General features: G+C 59.4%; 14 protein-coding genes. 3 read left to right on the top strand and 11 right to left on the bottom strand.

Translation table 11 applies throughout. The features are described from left to right. Nucleotides 1-107 precede the first annotated feature (107 nt). Nucleotides 108-2,726, top strand: a complete 2,619-nt coding sequence (gene clpB / locus ROSMUC_RS17920) for an ATP-dependent chaperone ClpB (RefSeq protein WP_037275899.1) — start codon at nucleotides 108-110, stop codon at nucleotides 2,724-2,726. A 57-nt stretch (nucleotides 2,727-2,783) separates the two neighbouring features. Here clpB and sthA read toward each other — a convergent pair whose 3' ends face one another. The 4 genes from sthA to mbfA all read right to left on the bottom strand — a co-directional run bounded on the left by sthA (nucleotide 2,784) and on the right by mbfA (nucleotide 7,644). Then, nucleotides 2,784-4,220, bottom strand: a complete 1,437-nt coding sequence (gene sthA, locus ROSMUC_RS17925; RefSeq protein ID WP_037275901.1) for a Si-specific NAD(P)(+) transhydrogenase — start codon at nucleotides 4,218-4,220, stop codon at nucleotides 2,784-2,786. A 3-nt stretch (nucleotides 4,221-4,223) separates the two neighbouring features. Further along, nucleotides 4,224-5,057 carry an S-formylglutathione hydrolase gene (fghA, locus tag ROSMUC_RS17930; RefSeq protein WP_037276815.1) on the bottom strand — a complete coding sequence of 278 codons (834 nt, stop codon included), beginning with the start codon at nucleotides 5,055-5,057 and terminating at the stop codon, nucleotides 4,224-4,226. 30 nt (nucleotides 5,058-5,087) lie between these two features. Continuing rightward, nucleotides 5,088-6,020 (bottom strand): AEC family transporter, encoded by a 933-nt coding sequence (locus tag ROSMUC_RS17935; protein ID WP_037276816.1) that lies wholly within the window; start codon nucleotides 6,018-6,020, stop codon nucleotides 5,088-5,090. A gap of 646 nt (nucleotides 6,021-6,666) precedes the next feature. After that, complete coding sequence (mbfA, locus tag ROSMUC_RS17940; RefSeq protein ID WP_037275903.1) at nucleotides 6,667-7,644, bottom strand: iron exporter MbfA; 978 nt, start codon at nucleotides 7,642-7,644, stop codon at nucleotides 6,667-6,669. A gap of 171 nt (nucleotides 7,645-7,815) precedes the next feature. Between mbfA and ROSMUC_RS21135 the strand changes: the two genes are divergently transcribed. Together ROSMUC_RS21135 and ROSMUC_RS17945 are read left to right on the top strand one after the other, a co-directional pair. Further along, nucleotides 7,816-7,974 (top strand): hypothetical protein, encoded by a 159-nt coding sequence (locus tag ROSMUC_RS21135; protein WP_170062591.1) that lies wholly within the window; start codon nucleotides 7,816-7,818, stop codon nucleotides 7,972-7,974. A 97-nt stretch (nucleotides 7,975-8,071) separates the two neighbouring features. Further along, complete coding sequence (locus ROSMUC_RS17945; protein WP_037275906.1) at nucleotides 8,072-8,689, top strand: TetR/AcrR family transcriptional regulator; 618 nt, start codon at nucleotides 8,072-8,074, stop codon at nucleotides 8,687-8,689. On the opposite strand, the gene ROSMUC_RS17950 is transcribed toward ROSMUC_RS17945, so the two are convergent. From ROSMUC_RS17950 to ROSMUC_RS17980, 7 genes are all read right to left on the bottom strand, one after another. Beyond that, nucleotides 8,677-10,299, bottom strand: coding sequence for a GMC family oxidoreductase (locus ROSMUC_RS17950; protein ID WP_037275909.1), 1,623 nt, complete (start codon nucleotides 10,297-10,299; stop codon nucleotides 8,677-8,679). The genes ROSMUC_RS17945 and ROSMUC_RS17950 overlap by 13 nt on opposite strands. A gap of 82 nt (nucleotides 10,300-10,381) precedes the next feature. After that, nucleotides 10,382-11,572: an ABC transporter permease gene (locus tag ROSMUC_RS17955; protein ID WP_037275910.1), complete on the bottom strand. Its 1,191-nt coding sequence runs from the start codon at nucleotides 11,570-11,572 to the stop codon at nucleotides 10,382-10,384. A 5-nt stretch (nucleotides 11,573-11,577) separates the two neighbouring features. After that, complete coding sequence (locus ROSMUC_RS17960; RefSeq protein ID WP_037275911.1) at nucleotides 11,578-13,242, bottom strand: ABC transporter permease; 1,665 nt, start codon at nucleotides 13,240-13,242, stop codon at nucleotides 11,578-11,580. A gap of 99 nt (nucleotides 13,243-13,341) precedes the next feature. Then, entirely contained in the window at nucleotides 13,342-14,457 is a 1,116-nt protein-coding gene (locus tag ROSMUC_RS17965; RefSeq protein WP_037275912.1) for an extracellular solute-binding protein, read from the bottom strand. A gap of 110 nt (nucleotides 14,458-14,567) precedes the next feature. After that, nucleotides 14,568-15,677, bottom strand: coding sequence for an ABC transporter ATP-binding protein (locus ROSMUC_RS17970; protein ID WP_037275915.1), 1,110 nt, complete (start codon nucleotides 15,675-15,677; stop codon nucleotides 14,568-14,570). 227 nt (nucleotides 15,678-15,904) lie between these two features. Then, entirely contained in the window at nucleotides 15,905-17,275 is a 1,371-nt protein-coding gene (locus ROSMUC_RS17975) for an aspartate aminotransferase family protein (protein WP_037275917.1), read from the bottom strand. A 79-nt stretch (nucleotides 17,276-17,354) separates the two neighbouring features. After that, entirely contained in the window at nucleotides 17,355-18,830 is a 1,476-nt protein-coding gene (locus ROSMUC_RS17980) for an NAD-dependent succinate-semialdehyde dehydrogenase (RefSeq protein WP_037275919.1), read from the bottom strand. Nucleotides 18,831-18,866 lie beyond the last annotated feature (36 nt).

Here is an 18,866-nt window from a genome sequence, read left to right on the forward strand (position 1 = left end):
TTGAACCTCACGGTGCCGTTACCCATTTATGGAAAGAGGTCCCCGACCGCCGCATGCCTAATGCTGGGTGCGCCACCGGGGGAACGCTTGTCAAAAGGAGAAAGCCCATGGACTTTAACAAGTTCACGGAACGGTCGCGTGGTTTCATTCAGGCCGCTCAGACTATCGCAATGCGCGAAAGCCATCAGAAACTATCCCCCGAGCATATTCTCAAGGCTCTGCTTGATGACCCCGAGGGGCTGGCTAGCAACTTGATCAAACGCGCCGATGGCGCGCCGGAACGTGTGACACAGGCCAATGATATCGCACTGGCCAAAATTCCGCGTGTCTCTGGCGACGCCGGGCAGACCTATATGGACCAGCAGACCGGCAAGGTCCTGGCCGAGGCCGAGAAACTGGCGCAAAAGGCAGGCGACAGCTTTGTTCCGGTCGAGCGTATATTGACCGCGCTTGCGCTGGTGAAATCCCCCGCCAAGGATGCGCTGGAGGCTGGCGCGGTGTCCGCGCAGAAACTGAACGAGGCGATCAACGACATTCGCAAAGGTCGCACGGCCGATAGCGCCTCGGCAGAGGACACCTATGAGGCGTTGGAAAAATATGCCCGCGACCTGACCAAGGCCGCACGCGAAGGCAAGATTGATCCCATCATCGGTCGTGACGATGAAATCCGCCGCGCCATGCAGGTGCTCAGCCGCCGCACCAAGAACAACCCCGTTCTGATCGGGGAACCGGGGGTGGGTAAAACCGCCATCGCCGAGGGTCTGGCCCTGCGCATCGTCAATGGCGACGTGCCGGAATCCCTGCGCAACAAGCGGCTTTTGTCGCTCGACATGGGCGCGCTGATTGCGGGGGCCAAGTATCGCGGTGAATTCGAGGAACGGCTCAAGGGTGTGCTGAACGAAGTGACTCAGGCCGCAGGAGAGATTATTCTCTTTATCGACGAGATGCACACGCTCGTGGGCGCCGGCAAGGCCGATGGCGCCATGGATGCCGCAAACCTCATCAAACCGGCACTCGCGCGCGGCGAATTGCACTGTATCGGCGCGACCACGCTCGATGAGTATCGCAAGCATGTGGAAAAGGACGCGGCGCTCGCCCGCCGATTCCAGCCGCTCGTGGTCGAAGAACCGACAGTCGAGGACACGATCTCGATCCTGCGCGGGATCAAGGAGAAATACGAGCTGCATCACGGCGTGCGCATCTCCGACTCCGCACTTGTTGCCGCCGCCACGCTCTCGCATCGCTATATCACTGATCGCTTCCTGCCTGACAAGGCGATCGACCTGATGGACGAGGCCGCAAGCCGTCTGCGCATGGAAGTGGACAGCAAGCCCGAAGAACTGGACGCGCTTGACCGCGAGATCCTGCAAAAGCAGATCGAGGCAGAGGCGCTCAAGAAAGAGGACGATGCCGCCTCACGCGACCGGCTGGAAAAACTGGAAAAGGAACTGGGCGACTTGCAAGAGCGGTCCTCCGAGATGACCGCCAAATGGCAGGCCGAGCGTGACAAGCTGGCCGGCGCGCGCGACCTCAAGGAACAGCTTGACCGCGCCCGTGCCGAGTTGGACATCGCCAAGCGCGAAGGCAATCTCGCCCGCGCCGGTGAGCTGAGCTATGGCGTCATTCCTGGCCTGGAAAAACAACTGTCCGAGGCCGAAACCCAAGGCGACGATGGCGTCATGGTGGAAGAGGCCGTGCGCCCCGAGCAGATCGCACAGGTGGTGGAACGCTGGACCGGCATCCCCACCGCCAAGATGCTGGAGGGCGAGCGCGACAAGCTCTTGGGCATGGAGGACAACCTCCACCGCCGGGTGATCGGCCAGAACACCGCCGTCAAGGCCGTGGCCAACGCCGTGCGCCGCGCACGCGCCGGGCTGAACGACGAGGGGCGCCCCTTGGGCAGTTTCCTTTTCCTTGGGCCAACCGGCGTGGGCAAGACCGAATTGACCAAGGCCGTCGCCGAGTTCCTCTTTGACGATGACAGCGCCATGGTTCGGATCGACATGAGCGAATTCATGGAAAAGCATTCTGTCTCGCGTCTGATCGGTGCGCCTCCGGGCTATGTCGGCTATGATGAGGGTGGCGTGTTGACCGAGGCCGTGCGCCGCAGGCCCTATCAGGTGGTCCTATTCGACGAGGTCGAAAAGGCCCATCCTGAGGTGTTCAACGTGCTCTTGCAGGTGCTTGATGACGGCGTGCTGACGGATGGTCAGGGCCGCACCGTGGATTTCAAGCAGACGCTGATCATCCTGACGTCGAACCTTGGCTCTCAGGCGCTCAGCCAGTTGCCCGAGGGTGCAGATGCCGCAAGCGCCAAGCGCGATGTCATGGATGCCGTGCGCGCGCATTTCCGGCCCGAGTTCCTGAACCGGCTGGATGAGATCGTGGTGTTCGACCGCCTCACGCGGCCGCAGATGGACGGGATCGTCGATATCCAGATGGCACGCCTGCTCAAACGGCTGGCAGCCCGCAAGATCCAATTGGAACTGGATGACAGCGCCCGCAAATGGCTGGCTGACGAGGGCTATGATCTCGTCTATGGCGCGCGTCCGCTCAAGCGGGTGATCCAGCGCGCGTTGCAAGACCCGTTGGCCGAGGCGCTCTTGTCCGGGGATATCCTTGATGGGGCGGTGGTGCCGGTGACAGCAGGGCCAGAAGGTCTGATTATCGGAAACCGGGTTGGCAGCACGACACAAGAGCCACCAAAGGACGCCGTGGTTCACTGAAACCGAAAACGCCCCTCTGAGCGATCAGCGGGGCGTTTTTTCGCCAAGCAACTGCAATTAAACCGTGTTTGGCTTGGCCGCGTCACGCTTGACTTTGTATTCCTCGGGGATTGGCATGCGGTTGAAGGCATCGAGACCGGCGATTTTATAGGCCTCAGCCAGCGTCGGATAGTTGAACGTGTTCTGCACGAAATAGTCCACCGTGCCCTTGAGGTTCAAAACCGCCTGCGCGATGTGGATCAGCTCCGTCGCTCCCTCGCCCACGATCTGAACCCCCAGAACCCGGCGCGTCTTTAGCGAAAAGAGCATTTTCAGCATGCCATGCTCCAGCCCCATGATATGCCCTCGCGACGTTTCACGAAACCGGGCGACGCCCACCTCATAGGGGATGCCGCGCGTCTGCATTTCCTCTTCGGACATGCCGCAAGTGGAAATTTCGGGCACAGAATAGATGCCATAAGGAAACCACGGGCTTTCGGGCAGGGTCGGGATGTCGAGCGCATGACATGCCGCGACGCGCCCCTGTTGCACCGAAGTCGAGGCAAGGCTGGGATGCCCGATCACATCCCCCGCAGCATAGATATGCGGCACCACCGTTTGATAGGTCTTGCGATTGACCTCGATCCGATTGCGATGATCGGTCTTGATCCCGGCCGCCGCCAGATTGAGCGCAGAGGTTGCCCCCATACGCCCGGCGGCAAAGAGCAGCATTTCGGCCCGCACATGGCGGCCGTTGGCAAGGCTCACCTCGACATGCTCGCCTGCGTCCTCGATCCGCTCGATGGCAGAGCCGAGGCGCAGATCAACACCATTCTCGCGGATTTGATGGACGAAATCCTGAATGAGAACTCGATCGATGAAATCAAGAAAAGTATCCCGCGGCTCGATCAGGGTCACGCGCACGTCAAGGGCGGAAAACATCGTGGCATATTCCACCCCGATCACGCCCGCACCCACGACGATCAGACTGCGCGGAATTTGCGCCAATTCCAGGAACTCGTCGCTGTCCACCACGGTGCGCCCATTGAACGGCACATTGTCCGGGCGGTGCGTTTTGGTGCCGGTTGCAATCAAAAAGCGGTCGGCGGTCAGACGCGTGACATCGCCCGCCTCGGTCGCAACCTCGATGGTCTTGTCATCCACGAACCGCGCCATGCCGTGCAGCGTATCGACATGGTTGCGGTTGAACTGATGTTCCAGAACATCAACCTCGTGGTCCAAGGTCATATGCAGCCGCGCCTTGAGGTCATCGGCGCCGATGTTGTCCTTGACCCGGTAAGAGCGGCCATAAAAGCTGCGCTCGCGCCAGCCCGAGAGGTTCAGTACAGTTTCGCGCAGTGTCTTGGACGGGATCGTGCCAGTATGCACCGACACTCCACCCAATCGATCCTTGCGGTCGATCACGAGCACGCGGCGTTTCAGTTTGCCCGCCTGAATGGCAGCGGCCCGTCCTGCAGGACCGCTGCCAACGATGATCAGGTCATAATGGCTCATATCTTAATCCGCATAGAGTGCTTCGGCATGGAAGGTGACGTGATCTTCCATAAACGTCGAGATGAAGAAATAGCTGTGGTCATAGCCCTTTTGCATCCGGAATGTGCCCTCTTGGCGGCGGGCGGTCATGGCATGGGCCAGCGTTTCGGGGCGCAACAGGTCAAGGAATTGATCCTTGGTGCCGGTATCCACAAGAACCGGCCCGTCAAAGCCGCGCTCTGCCATCAAGAGGCTTGCATCATGTGCCGCCCAAGCGGACTCCTCCGCGCCGAGATAGGCCGTGAACTGCTTGCGGCCCCAATCGCTGTTGGTCGGGTTGCAGATCGGCGAAAAGGCCGACACGGACCGAAACCGCCCCGGCAGGGACATCGCTAGCGTCAGCGCACCATGTCCGCCCATGGAATGCCCTGTGATTGCCTGCCGGTCCATATCGAGGGCAAAATTCTCACCGATCAACGCTGGCAATTCCGTGGCGACATAATCCCACATCTGGAAATGCGGTGCCCAAGGGGATTGGGTGGCATTCACATAGAATCCGGCCCCCTGCCCCAGATCGAAATTCTCGTCATTGGCCACACCATCGCCGCGCGGGCTTGTGTCTGGAAAAATCAGGGCAATGCCTTGCTCTGCCGCCCAGCCCTGCGCACCGGCCTTTACCATCGCATTTTCATGGGTGCAGGTCAGGCCCGAAAGATACCATAGCACCGGCACCGGACCATCCTGCGCCTCAGCAGGCAGAAAGAGGCCAAAGGTCATATCTACGCCACACACCTCAGAGGCGTGGGTATAGACGCCCTGAGTGCCGCCGAAACAGGTGTTTTCCGAAACCGTTTTCATCATATTCTCCTCTAACGTCCGTAGGACTGTTCAGTAAAGTTGGTTCACCCAACCGATGACAAGCGACACCGTGATGATGGCAGCGCCGGTGGAAATCAGAATCGAGGACGAGACGCGCTTGGGTGCGACGCCGTAATGCTGTGCAAGCATGAACACATTGCCCGCCACCGGCAGACTGGAGGCCGCAATCATCACCGCCCCGGCATAGGGGTCAACCTCGAAGAGGTAGAGCACGGCAAAGGCCACGAAAATCGGGTGCAGAACCAGTTTGCAAAACGATAGCCAGCCCGCAATATGCGGCCTCTCTGCGGATTTCGACGCGAGCGAAGCCCCGATGGCAAAGAGCGCGCCGGGTGTCGCAGCGCCGCCCAGAATACGCACGAAATCGTTGATCGGGTCCGGAATGGGCAAGCGCAGCCCAGACCAAGTCAGGCCCAGAACGATCGAGACAATCATCGGATTTTTCAAGAGCCCCATACCCACCGTGCGCAGAATACCGAAGCTAAGCCGCCCATCGCGTGAGCCGGTGATCAGAATAACCACAAGCGAACCGAACACGATAAGGTCCACCGCCAGCACGATCATCACCCAACCAATCGCCGCCTCACCCATCAGCATCGCTAGCATCGGCACGCCAAGAAACCCCACGTTTCCGATGACGGCGCACTGTGCCTCGATGGCGACCTCTTGCACATTAACGCGGCGCAAGAGCGCCACCGCCGTGGCGATGCCATAAACAAAGGCCGTGGCCCAGAGATAGGCGAGGATGAAATTCCAATCCAGCACATCTGCCAATGTAAGGTTGGCCGAGAACCGGAAGAGCATCGCCGAAAGCGCGAAATAAAAGACAAACTTGGTCAACCACGCGGTTGCCACCTCGGGAAAAAACCCGGTGCGCCCGGCGCCATACCCAAGCCCGATGATCATGAAGAAAGGTAGGGTCTGGAGAAAGATACTCAGCATGCGGGTTTGGTAGACAGGCAAATGGGCAGGGTCAATCGCAACCATCATATGCGAGAGCAAATAGCCAAGAGAGCCCAGGATCACTCGCCTCGTGGTCTGTAGCGACAAGGCGACAGCACCCCTGCGATGACGCTATCTATCTTTTTTAGCAATGTTTGCTATTATGACGGTCTGTCCGTATCTCGTTTCCGGTTTCATAACCTGATCAAGGTATTGAGAAATTTTGGTATAGATATCTGACATTACCTTGCTCAGGATTGTCTCCGCTGGTCTTCCGCGGGGGAAATCTTTTGTTGGGGGAAAAACAATGTCTGGAAATTTTAGAATACCGGCTCTGATGGCCGGTCTGGCTCTTTGCGCATGTGCGTTGGAGCCGGTTGTTAGCAAAGGAACGATTTCTGTCGATGGCAAGAGCTATCCATTCGAAGAAGTCTATCAACCAGCATCTTATGGACCCGGAGGTGTAACGTCCTACTTCGTAACGATTGATGGGGTCCGTATAAGATGCTCGCCAATTGAACCCATGTGCCAAACTGAGGTTAGGCAATTTCTCGAGTTTAGTGCGTCAAGAACGTCTTCTCCTGCCATTGTTGTATCTGAGAGTCCTGCGGCGACCTCAGGAGGATTTGAATACGGCGACTAGGCTTTATCCGCTGCCGATCAGGACACCGGCGGCAAAAACCAGTGCCCCGCCCAAGACAACCTGAAACGCCGCGCGAAAGAACGGCGTTTCCATGTATTTGTTCTGAATCCAGGCGATTGCCCAGAGTTCGACGAACACAACCACAAAGGCGATGATCGTCGCGGTCCAAAAGTCCGGGATCAGATAGGGCAGGGCGTGGCCCAAACCGCCTACGGTTGTCATGATCCCAGATGCGAAACCGCGCTTCGTCGGGCTGCCACGCCCCGAGAGTTCGCCATCGTCGCTGGCAGCCTCGGTGAAGCCCATTGAAATGCCCGCGCCCACACTGGCCGCGAGGCCGACGAGGAAGGTGGTCCATGTGTCCTGCGTGGCAAAGGCCGTGGCAAAGATCGGTGCGAGCGTGGACACGGAGCCATCCATCAACCCGGCAAGCCCCGGTTGCACCCATGTCAGCACAAATTGCCGTTTCGCAGTGCGATCCTCGGCATCGCGCGCGTCGGCATCGAGATGTTCGGCCTCCAGCTCTTCGGCGCGGGATTGGTGCCCGGCCTCGGCCGCCGCGAGATCCCCAAGCAATTTACGGGTATCGGCATCGGTGGTGCGCTGTGCCGCCTTGAGATAAAAGGCACCAGCGTCGCGCTCCATCGCCTCGGCTTCGTCGCGGATACGCTCGATCCCAAGGTTTTCGACCAACCAGATAGGGCGGCGGGCATAGAACCCGGCGACATGTTCGCGCCGGATCAGCGGGATCACCTCGCCAAAGCGGCTGCGATGCAGCTCGATCAGCCGGTGACGGTGGCCGTCCTCTTCGGTCGCCATCCCGTCAAAGATCGCGGCGGTATCCGGAAAATCCTGTCGTAGCATTTCAGCATAAGAGCGATAGATGCGTGCGTCATCCTCTTCCGAGGAAATAGCAAGCGCGAGAATCTCCTGCTCGCTCAGGTCGCGGAAGCGACGACGGGATGTCATGCCGGGAATCATCGGGCACCTCAATTAGAATTATTCTAAATCATTTTAGCGCTGCATGCTTCAAAGGCAAAGGGGTGTTGTGCAGTTCAAGAAGTGAACCGTTTAGTTCATTTTTATCTTGAATTCTGAACCGATCTGTTTAGTTATGTATCTGAACGAAACAGTTCAGTTATGGAGTTCGATATGAAAAGCGCCTTGACCGTTCTCACTCTCTCACTCAGCCTGATCGCAGCACCTGCCTTGGCCTTCAGCTTTGACACCAGCAGCCTGACACCCACGCTGACCTATCCCGAACCTGCGCCAGCGCCAGTGACGCAGGGCAATTCGGGTATCAACCGATAAGCCACGCCAGAAACACCGTCCCGTGACCGCGCGCAGACGGGCTTGCGGTTACGGGGTTGGGCCGACTACACTGTCCCGACCTGTGGGGAGGGGTTGGATGTCGGCACCAGCCGTTGAAATCAAGAAAGGTCGCAAGTTCGATCAAGTGCTCGAAGGGGCGCGGCGGGTCTTTATGCGCGATGGCTTTGAGGGCGCCAGCGTCGATGAAATCGCGCGCGAGGCGCAGGTATCCAAGGCGACGCTCTACAGCTATTTCCCCGACAAACGGCTACTATTTTCCGAAGTGGCGCGGGTCGAATGCAACCGGCAAGCCGAAGAAGCGCTTGAAGTGATCGGCAAAGGGGCGAGCATCGAGCATGTGTTGCACGAAGCGGCCACGCGGATCGTGAGTTTCTTTCTATCGGATTTCGGCCAGCAAGTGTTTCGCATCTGCGTCTCGGAATCGCATCGGTTTCCTGAATTGGGGCGTCGATTCTATGCATCGGGCCCGGACCTTGTGCGTGAACGACTGAGCAAGGTCTTGCGACCCTATGTCGAAGCGGGGATTCTCAAGATCGACGACATGGAACTGGCCGCCAATCAGTTCGGCGAGCTGTGCAAAGGCGATCTCTTTATCCGCAGCCTCTGTGGCATGTGCACAGAGCCATCCAAGAAGGATATAGAGCGGGTGGTCAATGGCGCGGTCGAGATGTTTTTGGCCCGCTACCGCGCCTGATCAGGGGCACCGCGCCCCAGCATGTCCGCCGCAATTTTTTCGGCCATCATGATCGTGGGCGCGTTGGTATTCCCGCTCACGAGGCGCGGCATGATCGACGCGTCAACCACGCGCAACCCATCAACCCCGTGAACACGCGCGGCCGGATCGACCACCGCCATATCCCCGCGCCCCATCGCGCAGGTGCCGACCGGATGATAGATCGTGTCGGCCCGGGCGCGGATATCGGCCTCGAGTCCTGTATCGGACCAATCATGCGGATGCAGCCGCTCCTTGCGCCAAGGCTCGAGCGTGGGCGCACGCAAAATCCTGTCCATCTGCCGCGCACCTTGCATCATCACTGACAAATCGCGCGGATCGCTCAGAAACGCCGGATCAATCAACGGCGCATCCGTGGCACGGGCAGAGCGTAGCGTTACCCGCCCTCGGCTAAAGGGCCGCAACATGCATACATGACAGGAATAGCCGGGGCGGAAATGTAGGGTTCGCATGTGATCTTCGACAATGCCGATGACGAAATGCAGTTGCAGATCAGGACGCGAAACCGAGGGATCTGAGCGCAAGAATGCTCCGGACTCGGCATAGGGCGTTGCGAAAGATCCCTGCCCGGTCTTGCGCCATTCAAAGGCCGCCTTGCCCAGATGCCAGAGACCCTTGGGATCCAGGCTGATGACATCGTCGCGCTTCGAGGTTTCCGCGAGGATGTAGTCCAGATGATCCTGTAGGTTTTCACCCACACCCGGCAGGTCATGCAGAGGCGCGATACCCTGCGCCTGCAACACCTCGGCTGGGCCGATCCCGGACAGCATGAGAAGCTGCGGCGAGCCGAAGGCGCCACCGCTCACGATCACTTCGCGTCGCGCGCGTATCTCTTGCGCTCGCCCCTTGTGGCGATAGCGGAGGCCCGCGGCGCGTTTGCCGTCAAAGATCACCCGCTCGGCCATGGCCCGCCTGACCACCGTCAGATTCGGCCGCGACATGGCTGGAAAAAGATAGGCGGCCGCGGCTGAGCAGCGCTCGCCGCGCCGTGGACCGTCAAAGAACTGCGTGACCTGATAATGCCCTGCACCCTCTTGGGTCGTGCCGTTGAAATCAGGGTTCCGGGGGATTTGCAGGCTCTCGCAAGCCGCGATGAAGGCCTCGGAAATAGCACGCGGCGCGCTCTGATCCGTGACTTGCAACGGCCCGGACTGACCATGAAGAGCGCCGCAATGTTGCGCGTTCCGCTCAGCCGCACGAAACCACGGCAGAACACTCTGCCAATCCCAACCCTCACAGCCAAGTTCGGCCCACTCATCATAATCGGAGGGGTGGCCGCGCACGTAGAGCATGGCGTTGATCGCGCTCGAGCCACCCAACGCCCGACCACGCGGCTGAAATCCCCGCCGCCCGTTCAGCTGCGGCTGCGGCACGGTTTTCAGCGCCCAATTGTTGATCTTGGGTCGGCCTGACACCATCGCCGCCACGAGGCCCGGCGCGCGGACAAAGATGTCTTGCCCGGAACCGCCCGCCTCGATCAGGCAGACAGTGATGCTGGGGTCCTCGCTCAACCGCGCCGCAAGGACACAGCCCGCCGATCCCCCACCCACGATGATGTAGTCATAGATCATGCCCCGCCTCCCTCTGCCCCGCCACGCTATGCTGGGGACCGCCCCAAGCCAAAGCGCGACGTGGCGTCAGGGATGCGAAGGATCAGCTTGGGCTCATGCCGCGCAACCGCTCGGACCGGCGGCGCAGGTACTCCATGGTCGTCAGCAGCGCAATCGAGATCACCACAAGGATCGTCGCCACCGCCAGAATGGTCGGGCTGATCTGTTCACGCAGACCGGTGAACATCTCCCACGGCAGGGTTTGCTGATTGGCCGAACCGACAAAGAGCACAACGACCACCTCATCGAAAGAGGTGATGAAGGCGAAGAGACCGCCCGAAATCACGCCCGGCAGGATGAGCGGCATCTGAACCCGGAAGAAAGTCGTCACAGGGTCAGCACCCATGTTCGCCGCCGCCCGCGTCAGCGAGCGATCAAACCCGACCAGCGTGGCGGTCACGGTGATGATGACAAAGGGAATACCCAATGCCGCATGCGCCAGAACGACCCCAAGGTAAGTGCCTTGCAACCCGATCCGGCTATAGAAAAAATACATGCCCGCCGCCGAGATGATGAGGGGCACGATCATCGGTGAGATCAGAACCGCCATGATCGCCCGGCGGAACGGCACGTGTTCGGAGCTCAGACCAATCGCGGCCAGCGTACCAAAGCTCACCGAAAGAACGGTGGCTGCCGGCGCGATCAGCAGCGAATTGCGCAGCGCCTGTTGCCATTCGTTCGAGGTGAAGAAATCCTGGTAATGCTTGAGGCTATACCCAGCGGGATCAAACCGCAGCATCTCCGGCGTAAAGGTAAAGAAGTTCTGCGCGTTGAAGCTGAGCGGCATCACCACAAGGATGGGCGTGATCAGAAAGATGAAGATCGCCCCACAGATCACCCGGAACGCATAGTGCCAGAGCACCTGACCGCTGGTCAGATACGGCGCAAGATTGGCGCGATAGCGCCCTTCGCCAATCCAGAAGATGAACCAAGAGAAAAAGAGGCCAAAGAGCAGCCCGAGCACAAACCCCGGCACTCCCGCCAAGAGTACGCCCGCAACGATAAAGAGCGCGACCAGGCCCCAGCGCGTGATTTTTTCCTGAGCCAATCCGAGGACCACCAGAGCAACATAGGCCAGCACCATGAGCGCCACGGCCCCGATCACAACGCCCATCAGACCAGAGCCATGCGCCGTGCCGACAAAAAGGCCGACAAAGCCCCCGGCCGCACCAATCACTGGCAACGAAAAGGAGAGCGGCTTGGTTTCAACCGGTGTCAGTGTGAATCCGTTCATGTCTCTTACCCCAGCTTCACGTTGTCGATACCGACGATCTTGTCATAGGCCCAGTAGAGGATCAGAACCACCGCCAGCAGGATCGTGCCCAACGCCGCCGCAAGACCCCAGTTGAGCGAGGACGAGATGTGATACGCGATCCGGTTGGAAATGAAGGTGCCTGTGGTACCGCCCACGATCTCGGGCGTGATGTAGTAACCGATGGCAAGGATGAACACGAGGATCGATCCCGCGCCGATTCCGGGAACCGACTGTGGAAAGTATACGCGCCAGAAGGCCGTCCAGTTGTTTGCCCCAAGCGATTTGGCGGCGCGCAGATAGCTGGGGGGAATGGTCTGCATCACCGAATACATCGGCAGGATCATGAAGGGCAGCAGAATATGCGTCATCGCCACGATGGTGCCGAATTGATTGTTGATCATCACAAGACGGCTCTCATCCGCGACAAGACCTAGCCATACCAGAACGTCATTGATGACACCCTGTTGCTGCAACATCACTTTCCACGCGCTGGTGCGCACCAGAAGCGAGGTCCAGAATGGCAGAAGGACGAGGATCATCAAAAGGTTCGCAGTGCGCGTCGGCAGATTGGCCAGAATCCACGCCACGGGATAGCCAAGGGCGACACAGGAAAAGGTGATCATCAGCGACATGAACATCGTGCGCTGAAAGAGAATGCCGTAGATGCGTTCATCCTCACTGCGCAGCGCGATACCTTGCGGCGTCTTTTCCATGTCCACGGCATTCAGGAAGTAGCCGGTGGTATAGGGCGGCGAATAGGTTTTGATGGTTTCCCAAAACGTCACATTCGCCCAGTCCTTGTTCGACTCGAAAAAGGCATCACGCATCGCGATCGGCGGCAACGTTGCCGCAGCCGCTTGCCGCAAATTGTCAGCACCGGGTCCGGCATAACTGGCGATCGCCGTTTTCGTGGCCGGATCCTCGAGGTCGAGCGCCAGGGCAGCATAGACAGCCTCCCACGGTTCTTCCTTGGTGACACTCTTACCATCGACAAATTGGGTAAAGGCAGCAAAGGCCGCATAGGCGCGTGCGGTATTGGGCAGAATATCGGAAATCGCGGCACCGGGCAGGAATTCGGCATCACCGCTGAAGGTGGTCGCCTCCAGGGCCTCAAGCCGGGCGATCTGATTGGACATCAGACGTGCGTTCGGCTCTGCCCGGGCACCACCCGACATCATCTCGACCCAGGTGGACGCCTCCTCAAAGGCGGGGTCAATCTCTTCCAGCGCGTCTTGGAACACCTCCCCAATGTCGTTCATATCCCGCCCAGAGGTACGAAAGAGCGAGGAAATGCCACTCTTCTCGTAGTTCAGGCGGCTTCCCAGCTTGGTGTGTTCCTTGGCCTCGGCGGCCAAAAAGAGATCAAAGAACAGCGCCCGAAACACCTGTTCATCGGGAACCTCGGTTGCATCCCAATCGCGCAATTCCTCAACCGTCATGGGCAGGGTGTTGCCAACGATCTGGTTTTCGACCGAACGGAACAGCATATCAACGATGGGTGCAATGAAGGTCAGGAGGACAAAGATCAATAGAGGGGCGATCAGCGCCAATGCCCGCATTTTCTGGGCACGCAAGGCGCGGCGCAGGCTGCGTTTCAGAGGCGTGCCATCGGCGGCAAGCATCGGGCCGGTGTGGGTGCTATCGCTCATGTCTTCCCCGTCGAAGTGTTCCGGTTATTCAGCCCGGGTCTTGTGCCCGGTCAAAGAAGCGGTGAGGCCGCGTGCGGCCCCACCTGTGGTTAGACTAGATTACTGGGCCAGCCACGACTGGAACTTGGCATCCAGATCATCGCGGTTGTCAGCCCACCATTCGTAGTCATAGATATGGACGTTTGACGCATTTGCCGGGTCGGTCGGCATATGCGGTGCCATGTCGATCCCAAGCTCTGCGTGCTTGCCCACCAGCGGTGCCGAAGACGCGCGCGCCGGACCATAGGAGATATAGGCTGCCTGATCCGCCAGACGCTGCGTGTCAGTGCCGAACTTGAGGAAGTCCATCACACGCGCCAGACGGTCTGCGGGCAGACCGGCGGGAACGATCCAGCCGTCGAGGTCAAAGGACTGCATGTCCCAGAGCATCGCGATCGGCTGACCCTGCTCTGCAATCGCCGAGAACAGACGACCATTGAACGTGGAGCCGATAAAGACTTCGCCATCTGCCAGAAGCTGCGGGGTTTCCGCACCGGCGGACCACCAGACAACCTGGTCCTTGATCGTGCCAAGCTTGGCAAGAGCGCGCTCGACGCCCTCATCGGTGCCCAGAACGTCGTAAATCTCGTCCTTGGCCACGCCGTCGCAATAGAGCGCCCATTCCATGTTGTCGATCGGACGCTTTTGCAGCGAGCGCTTGCCGGGATATTTGGCAAGGTCGAACACGTCACAAACGCTGCTCGGCGGCTCGGTGCCGGCGGGCACCATATCGGTGCGATAGCCGAAAGTGGTCGAGTAAACGATCTGCGGAATGAAGCAGTCGCTGACGATCAGATCGCCAAAGTCATCGCTGGCGGAGGTGCCATCGGGTGCTGCGGCCAGCATTTCGTCATGGTCGATTTCCATCGCCAGACCTTCGTCGCAGAGACGCATCGAGTCAGAAGCCACCACATCGACCAGATCCCAGGTGATGTTGCCGGCTTCGTTCATCGCGCGCAGCTTGGCCACCGCCTCGGCAGAGCTTTCGTCCCAGGTCGCGGTCACGCCGGGATTGGCGGCCAGATAGGGCTGAACATAGGCCTTGTCCTGGCTGGCCTGATAAGCCCCGCCCCAGCTGACGATGGTCATGCTGTTGGCCATATCCTGTGCGGTGACGGCGGTGCCCGCAGCGACGGTCAGAGCCGTGGTCGCGAGCAGGGTTTTCGTCAGTTTCATAAACATACTCCCAGTTTATCCCGTTTTTCGATGGTTGGGCCCTGCGCTACGGGCGGAACGTCGAGGGCCTTGCTCAACCCGCACCGGTCCTGTGGCCGGCGCGCGTATTCTTATACTTGGGGCGCATCCAGTGCGCGGCAATCCTCAGGCAACCAGCCGATCTCGATCTGCTCTCCGGGTTGGAGACGGCGTTGATCGGGGGCGTTTCGGGTCTTGATGATGAACTCATCCGATCCTGCCACCCGGAGCCGCGTGCGGAAAATGTCACCCATGTAGATGAATTCCAGCACTTCAGCCTTGAGCGTATGCGCATCCGGCTTGAGGCGGTCACGATTGAACTCAACCCGCTCGGGGCGAATGGAAATCAGCGTGCGGTCGCCCGGTTTTTCGACATTCACGGGTTTCGCGTCAATCAGGTCGCCATTGTCCAGCTGCACAACAGCGATGCCATTCTTGATCTCTTTGACACGACCCTCGAGCGTGTTGTTCTCACCGATAAACTGCGCAACAAAGCTGTTCTTGGGGCTCTCGTACAGCTCATCCGGCGGCGCGATCTGCTGAATGCGTCCATCGTTGAAGACCGCCACCCGATCCGACATGGTCAGTGCTTCGGTCTGGTCATGGGTCACATAAACAGTAGTAATTCCGAGGTTGTGCGCAAGATGGGTGATTTCGAACTGCATCTTTTCGCGCAATTGCTTGTCCAGCGCGCCAAGGGGTTCGTCCATCAGCACCAATTCAGGCTCGAACACCAGCGCCCGGGCGAGAGCCACACGCTGTTGTTGGCCCCCAGACAGCTGCGACGGACGACGCCCACCAAAGGCACCCATTTCCACCATTTCAAGCGCACGCTTGACCTTGGCCTCACGGTCGGATTTGCCAATCTTGCGCACCTCGAGCGGAAAGCTGAGGTTTTCGGCAATCGTCATGTGTGGAAATAGCGCGTAATTCTGGAACACCATGCCAATGCCGCGCTTGTGTGGCGGAATGTTGTTGATGCTCACACCGTCCAACTTGATCTCGCCATGGGTGGCGGTTTCAAACCCTGCAAGCATCATCAGACAGGTTGTCTTGCCTGATCCCGACGGCCCCAGCATCGTCAGAAATTCGCCCTTGGGCAAGGTCAGGTTCAGATCCTTGACGACCAGTGTTTCGCCGTCATAGCTCTTTTGGACACGTTCAAACGCAACGAACGCATCGTTGTTCCCGGTATCTGCCAAAGTCGGCTCCCTATTTTATTCATCGCAAGCGTTTGCCTCGCGTTCGGAAGAAACTAAAACAAGATGGACCTTCACATGCAAGCGGATTGCGGCGCTTTTTTCCCGAAACCGACCTACACAGGTCAAATCGCCTGCAAGTCACGCAAGATAAGTCAATTTTCCTGCAATCGGCCGAGGCACGCTCCGCTTTAGCGCGAGCCCCGGCAGAGTTTTCGCCGGAAACAAGCTTATCCCAGCACCGATTGCACGGCTTTTGTGGTTTTGTGAATCACCTCATCCGCCTCGGATTTCGTCAGGCAGAAGGGCGGCGCAAAGCCCAGGATGTCGCCCTGCGGCATGGCCCGCGCAATGACACCCGTGGCCGCCAGCGCGGCAGAAACCTGCGGCCCCACCTTGTCGGCGGCCTCAAAGAAGACCCGATCATCGCGATCCTTGACGAACTCCACAGCGCAGAGCATCCCTTCGCCGCGCACCTCGCCGACATGCGCATGCGCTCCCAGAGCCTCGGCCATGCCACGATTAAGATAGCCGCCCACTTCACGGTTGTTGGCGATCAGGTTCAGATCATCTAGCAACTTGAGGTTGGCCACCCCCGCCGCCGCACCGATGGGATGCGCCGAATAGGTCCAGCCATGGCCAATGGGGCCATTCTCATCCGTGCCCTGCTCCAGCACCTTCCACATACGGTCACTGACGATGCTGCCCGAGAGCGGCGCATAGGCGCTGGTAAGGCCCTTGGCGATCGTGATGAGGTCCGGCTTCATTCCATAGTGATCCGAACCGAACATGGTGCCCAAACGCCCAAAGCCCGTCACGACCTCATCAGCCACAAGCAGGATGTCATGCTTGGCCAGCACCTCTTGAATGGCGGCCCAATAGCCTGCGGGCGGCGGCACGATACCACCGGTGCCCAGCACCGGCTCGCCGATAAAGGCGGCGATTGTATCAGCCCCCTCGCGCGCGATCAGCGCCTCCAACTCCGCCACGCAATGCGCGACGAACTGCGCCTCAGTCTGATCCAGATTGGCGCGGCGGAAATAATAGGGGGCCTCGGTGTGGATCACCTGCGCCAGCGGCAGGTCGAATTTCTTGTGGAAGAGTTCGAGCCCGGTGAGCGAGCCGGTCATCAGCCCCGAACCGTGATAACCGCGCCAACGGCTGATGATCTTCTTCTTTTCAGGCCGTCCAAGGATGTTGTTGTAATACCAAATCAGCTTGACGTTGGTCTCGTTGGCGTCACTGCCCGAGAGGCCAAAATAGACCTTGGACATATGCGCCGGTGCGCGGTCCAGAACCATCTTGGCCAAGGTGATCGACGCCTCGGTCCCGTGCCCCACATAGGCGTGATAATAGGCCAGTTCCCGTGCCTGCGCGGCGATCGCCTCGGCAATCTCTTGACGGCCGTAGCCCACGTTGACGCAGTAAAGCCCGGCAAAGGCATCAAGCAGGCGATTGCCGTCGCGATCCTCGATATGACTGCCGCTGCCGGTCTTGATCACGCGGTTGGGTGCCTCGCCGCGTGCGAACTGCGCAAGATGCGTGGAGGGGTGAAAGAAATTCTCGCGATCCCATTGATCGAGTTGGTCATTCCGCAGCATTTTTGTTCCTTTCGTTTGTTCTGGGGCACCGGAATTTTGAAAAAATTCCAGGCCGAAATCTTTTCAAGATTTCGTCTGCTCACGCCCAATCGCGGCAGACATATTTGATCTCCATAAATTCCTCCATGCCGCGCCGCGCCCCTTCACGGCCCAGCCCCGATTGCTTGACCCCACCAAAGGGGATCGGTGCGCCCGTGACCTTGGTGCGGTTCACCGCCACCATGCCGAATTGCAGCGCCCGCGTCATGCGATAGATGCGGCGCGGATCGTGGCAGTGCAAATAGGCGATTAGGCCATATTCAGTAGCATTGGCGCGGGCGACCACTTCTTCTTCGGTGTCAAAGGGCGTGATTGCGGCCACTGGACCAAAGGTCTCATCGCGCATGATCTCGGCGGCGTCGGGCACATCCGTCAGAACAGTTGGTTGATAGAAAAGCGGTCCTAGGGCATCGCGCTTGCCACCGCAGGCCAGCGTCGCGCCATGCGCCAGAGCATCGGCCACATGCTCTTCCTGCTTTCGAATGGCCTTCTCGTTCATCAACGGGCCGATGTCGGGATCGTCTATGCCGCGCCCGATGGTGAGCCTCTGTACTGCGTCTGTAAAACGTCGGCAGAATTCCTCGTAAATCGCGCGCTCTACATAGATGCGGTTCGCCCCCAGACAGTCCTGTCCGGATGTAGCGAATTTTGCCTTGATCGTTTCATTTACGGCCGCGTCCAGATCGGCATTCTTAAACACGATCACGGGCGCATGACCGCCCAATTCCAGCACCAGTTTCTTGACCGTCCCGGCGCATTGGCGATAAAGTAACTGCCCGATATTGGTCGAGCCGGTAAAGCTAAGGACACGCACGCGGGCATCTTGGGTCCAAGGTTCGACCACCACGGCGGCATTACCCGTGACCACGTTGAACACACCCGCCGGAAACCCCGCCCGTTCAGCCAATTCGGCTAGGGCCAGCGCGGAATACGGCGTTTCGGCGCTTGGGTGCGCGACCACGGTGCAACCCGCCGCCATCGCCGCCGCCGCCTTGCGTGTGAGCATGGCTGAGGGAAAATTCCACGGCGTGATGAGCGCCGCCACGCCCACCGGCTCCAGCCACAGCTCCACCTCGGCATCGGGCAGGTGGCTTGTGACTCCTTCGATATTGGGGCGCTTGGCCTCTTCGGCATAATACTCCACGAAACTCGCGGCATAGTCTATCTCGCCACGTGCTTCACTTAGGGGTTTGCCCTGCTCCAGCACCATGATCCGCGCGAGGTCTTCGCGATGCGCAAGGATCAGATCGAACCAGCGGCGGAGAAGTGCTGCGCGGTCTTGCGGCAGGGTCATCGCCCAGCCGCCAAACGCACCCTGCGCCGCATCGACCGCGGCACAAGCCTGATCTGCGCTGAGGCTGGCGACGGCCCCCAGCGCACTGCCATCGGCAGGGTTGGTTACGGCAAAGGTTGCCGTATCGTCTCCACCAACCCATTTGCCACCCACATAGGCAAAGCTGCGCACAAGGCGTGTGTCGGTGATTCCGTTGCGGGTCCAGATGGCTGAGTCGGACATAGTGACGCTCCCTTCGCGCCAAAGAATGTCTTGGCT

The sequence above is a fragment of the Roseovarius mucosus DSM 17069 genome (assembly GCF_000768555.3).
GTDB classification, from domain to species: domain Bacteria; phylum Pseudomonadota; class Alphaproteobacteria; order Rhodobacterales; family Rhodobacteraceae; genus Roseovarius; species Roseovarius mucosus.

What these genes read in the sequence shown, in the direction of transcription:
- fghA (WP_037276815.1), bottom strand. Translation starts at nt 5,057, where the DNA reads ATGAAAACGGTTTCGGAAAACACCTGTTTCGGCGGCACTCAGGGCGTC.
- ROSMUC_RS17945 (WP_037275906.1), top strand. Translation starts at nt 8,072, where the DNA reads ATGTCGGCACCAGCCGTTGAAATCAAGAAAGGTCGCAAGTTCGATCAA.
- sthA (WP_037275901.1), bottom strand. Translation starts at nt 4,220, where the DNA reads ATGAGCCATTATGACCTGATCATCGTTGGCAGCGGTCCTGCAGGACGG.
- mbfA (WP_037275903.1), bottom strand. Translation starts at nt 7,644, where the DNA reads ATGATTCCCGGCATGACATCCCGTCGTCGCTTCCGCGACCTGAGCGAG.
- ROSMUC_RS17935 (WP_037276816.1), bottom strand. Translation starts at nt 6,020, where the DNA reads ATGCTGAGTATCTTTCTCCAGACCCTACCTTTCTTCATGATCATCGGG.
- ROSMUC_RS17980 (WP_037275919.1), bottom strand. Translation starts at nt 18,830, where the DNA reads ATGTCCGACTCAGCCATCTGGACCCGCAACGGAATCACCGACACACGC.
- ROSMUC_RS17960 (WP_037275911.1), bottom strand. Translation starts at nt 13,242, where the DNA reads ATGAGCGATAGCACCCACACCGGCCCGATGCTTGCCGCCGATGGCACG.
- ROSMUC_RS17955 (WP_037275910.1), bottom strand. Translation starts at nt 11,572, where the DNA reads ATGAACGGATTCACACTGACACCGGTTGAAACCAAGCCGCTCTCCTTT.
- ROSMUC_RS17965 (WP_037275912.1), bottom strand. Translation starts at nt 14,457, where the DNA reads ATGAAACTGACGAAAACCCTGCTCGCGACCACGGCTCTGACCGTCGCT.
- ROSMUC_RS17950 (WP_037275909.1), bottom strand. Translation starts at nt 10,299, where the DNA reads ATGATCTATGACTACATCATCGTGGGTGGGGGATCGGCGGGCTGTGTC.
- ROSMUC_RS21135 (WP_170062591.1), top strand. Translation starts at nt 7,816, where the DNA reads ATGAAAAGCGCCTTGACCGTTCTCACTCTCTCACTCAGCCTGATCGCA.
- ROSMUC_RS17975 (WP_037275917.1), bottom strand. Translation starts at nt 17,275, where the DNA reads ATGCTGCGGAATGACCAACTCGATCAATGGGATCGCGAGAATTTCTTT.
- clpB (WP_037275899.1), top strand. Translation starts at nt 108, where the DNA reads ATGGACTTTAACAAGTTCACGGAACGGTCGCGTGGTTTCATTCAGGCC.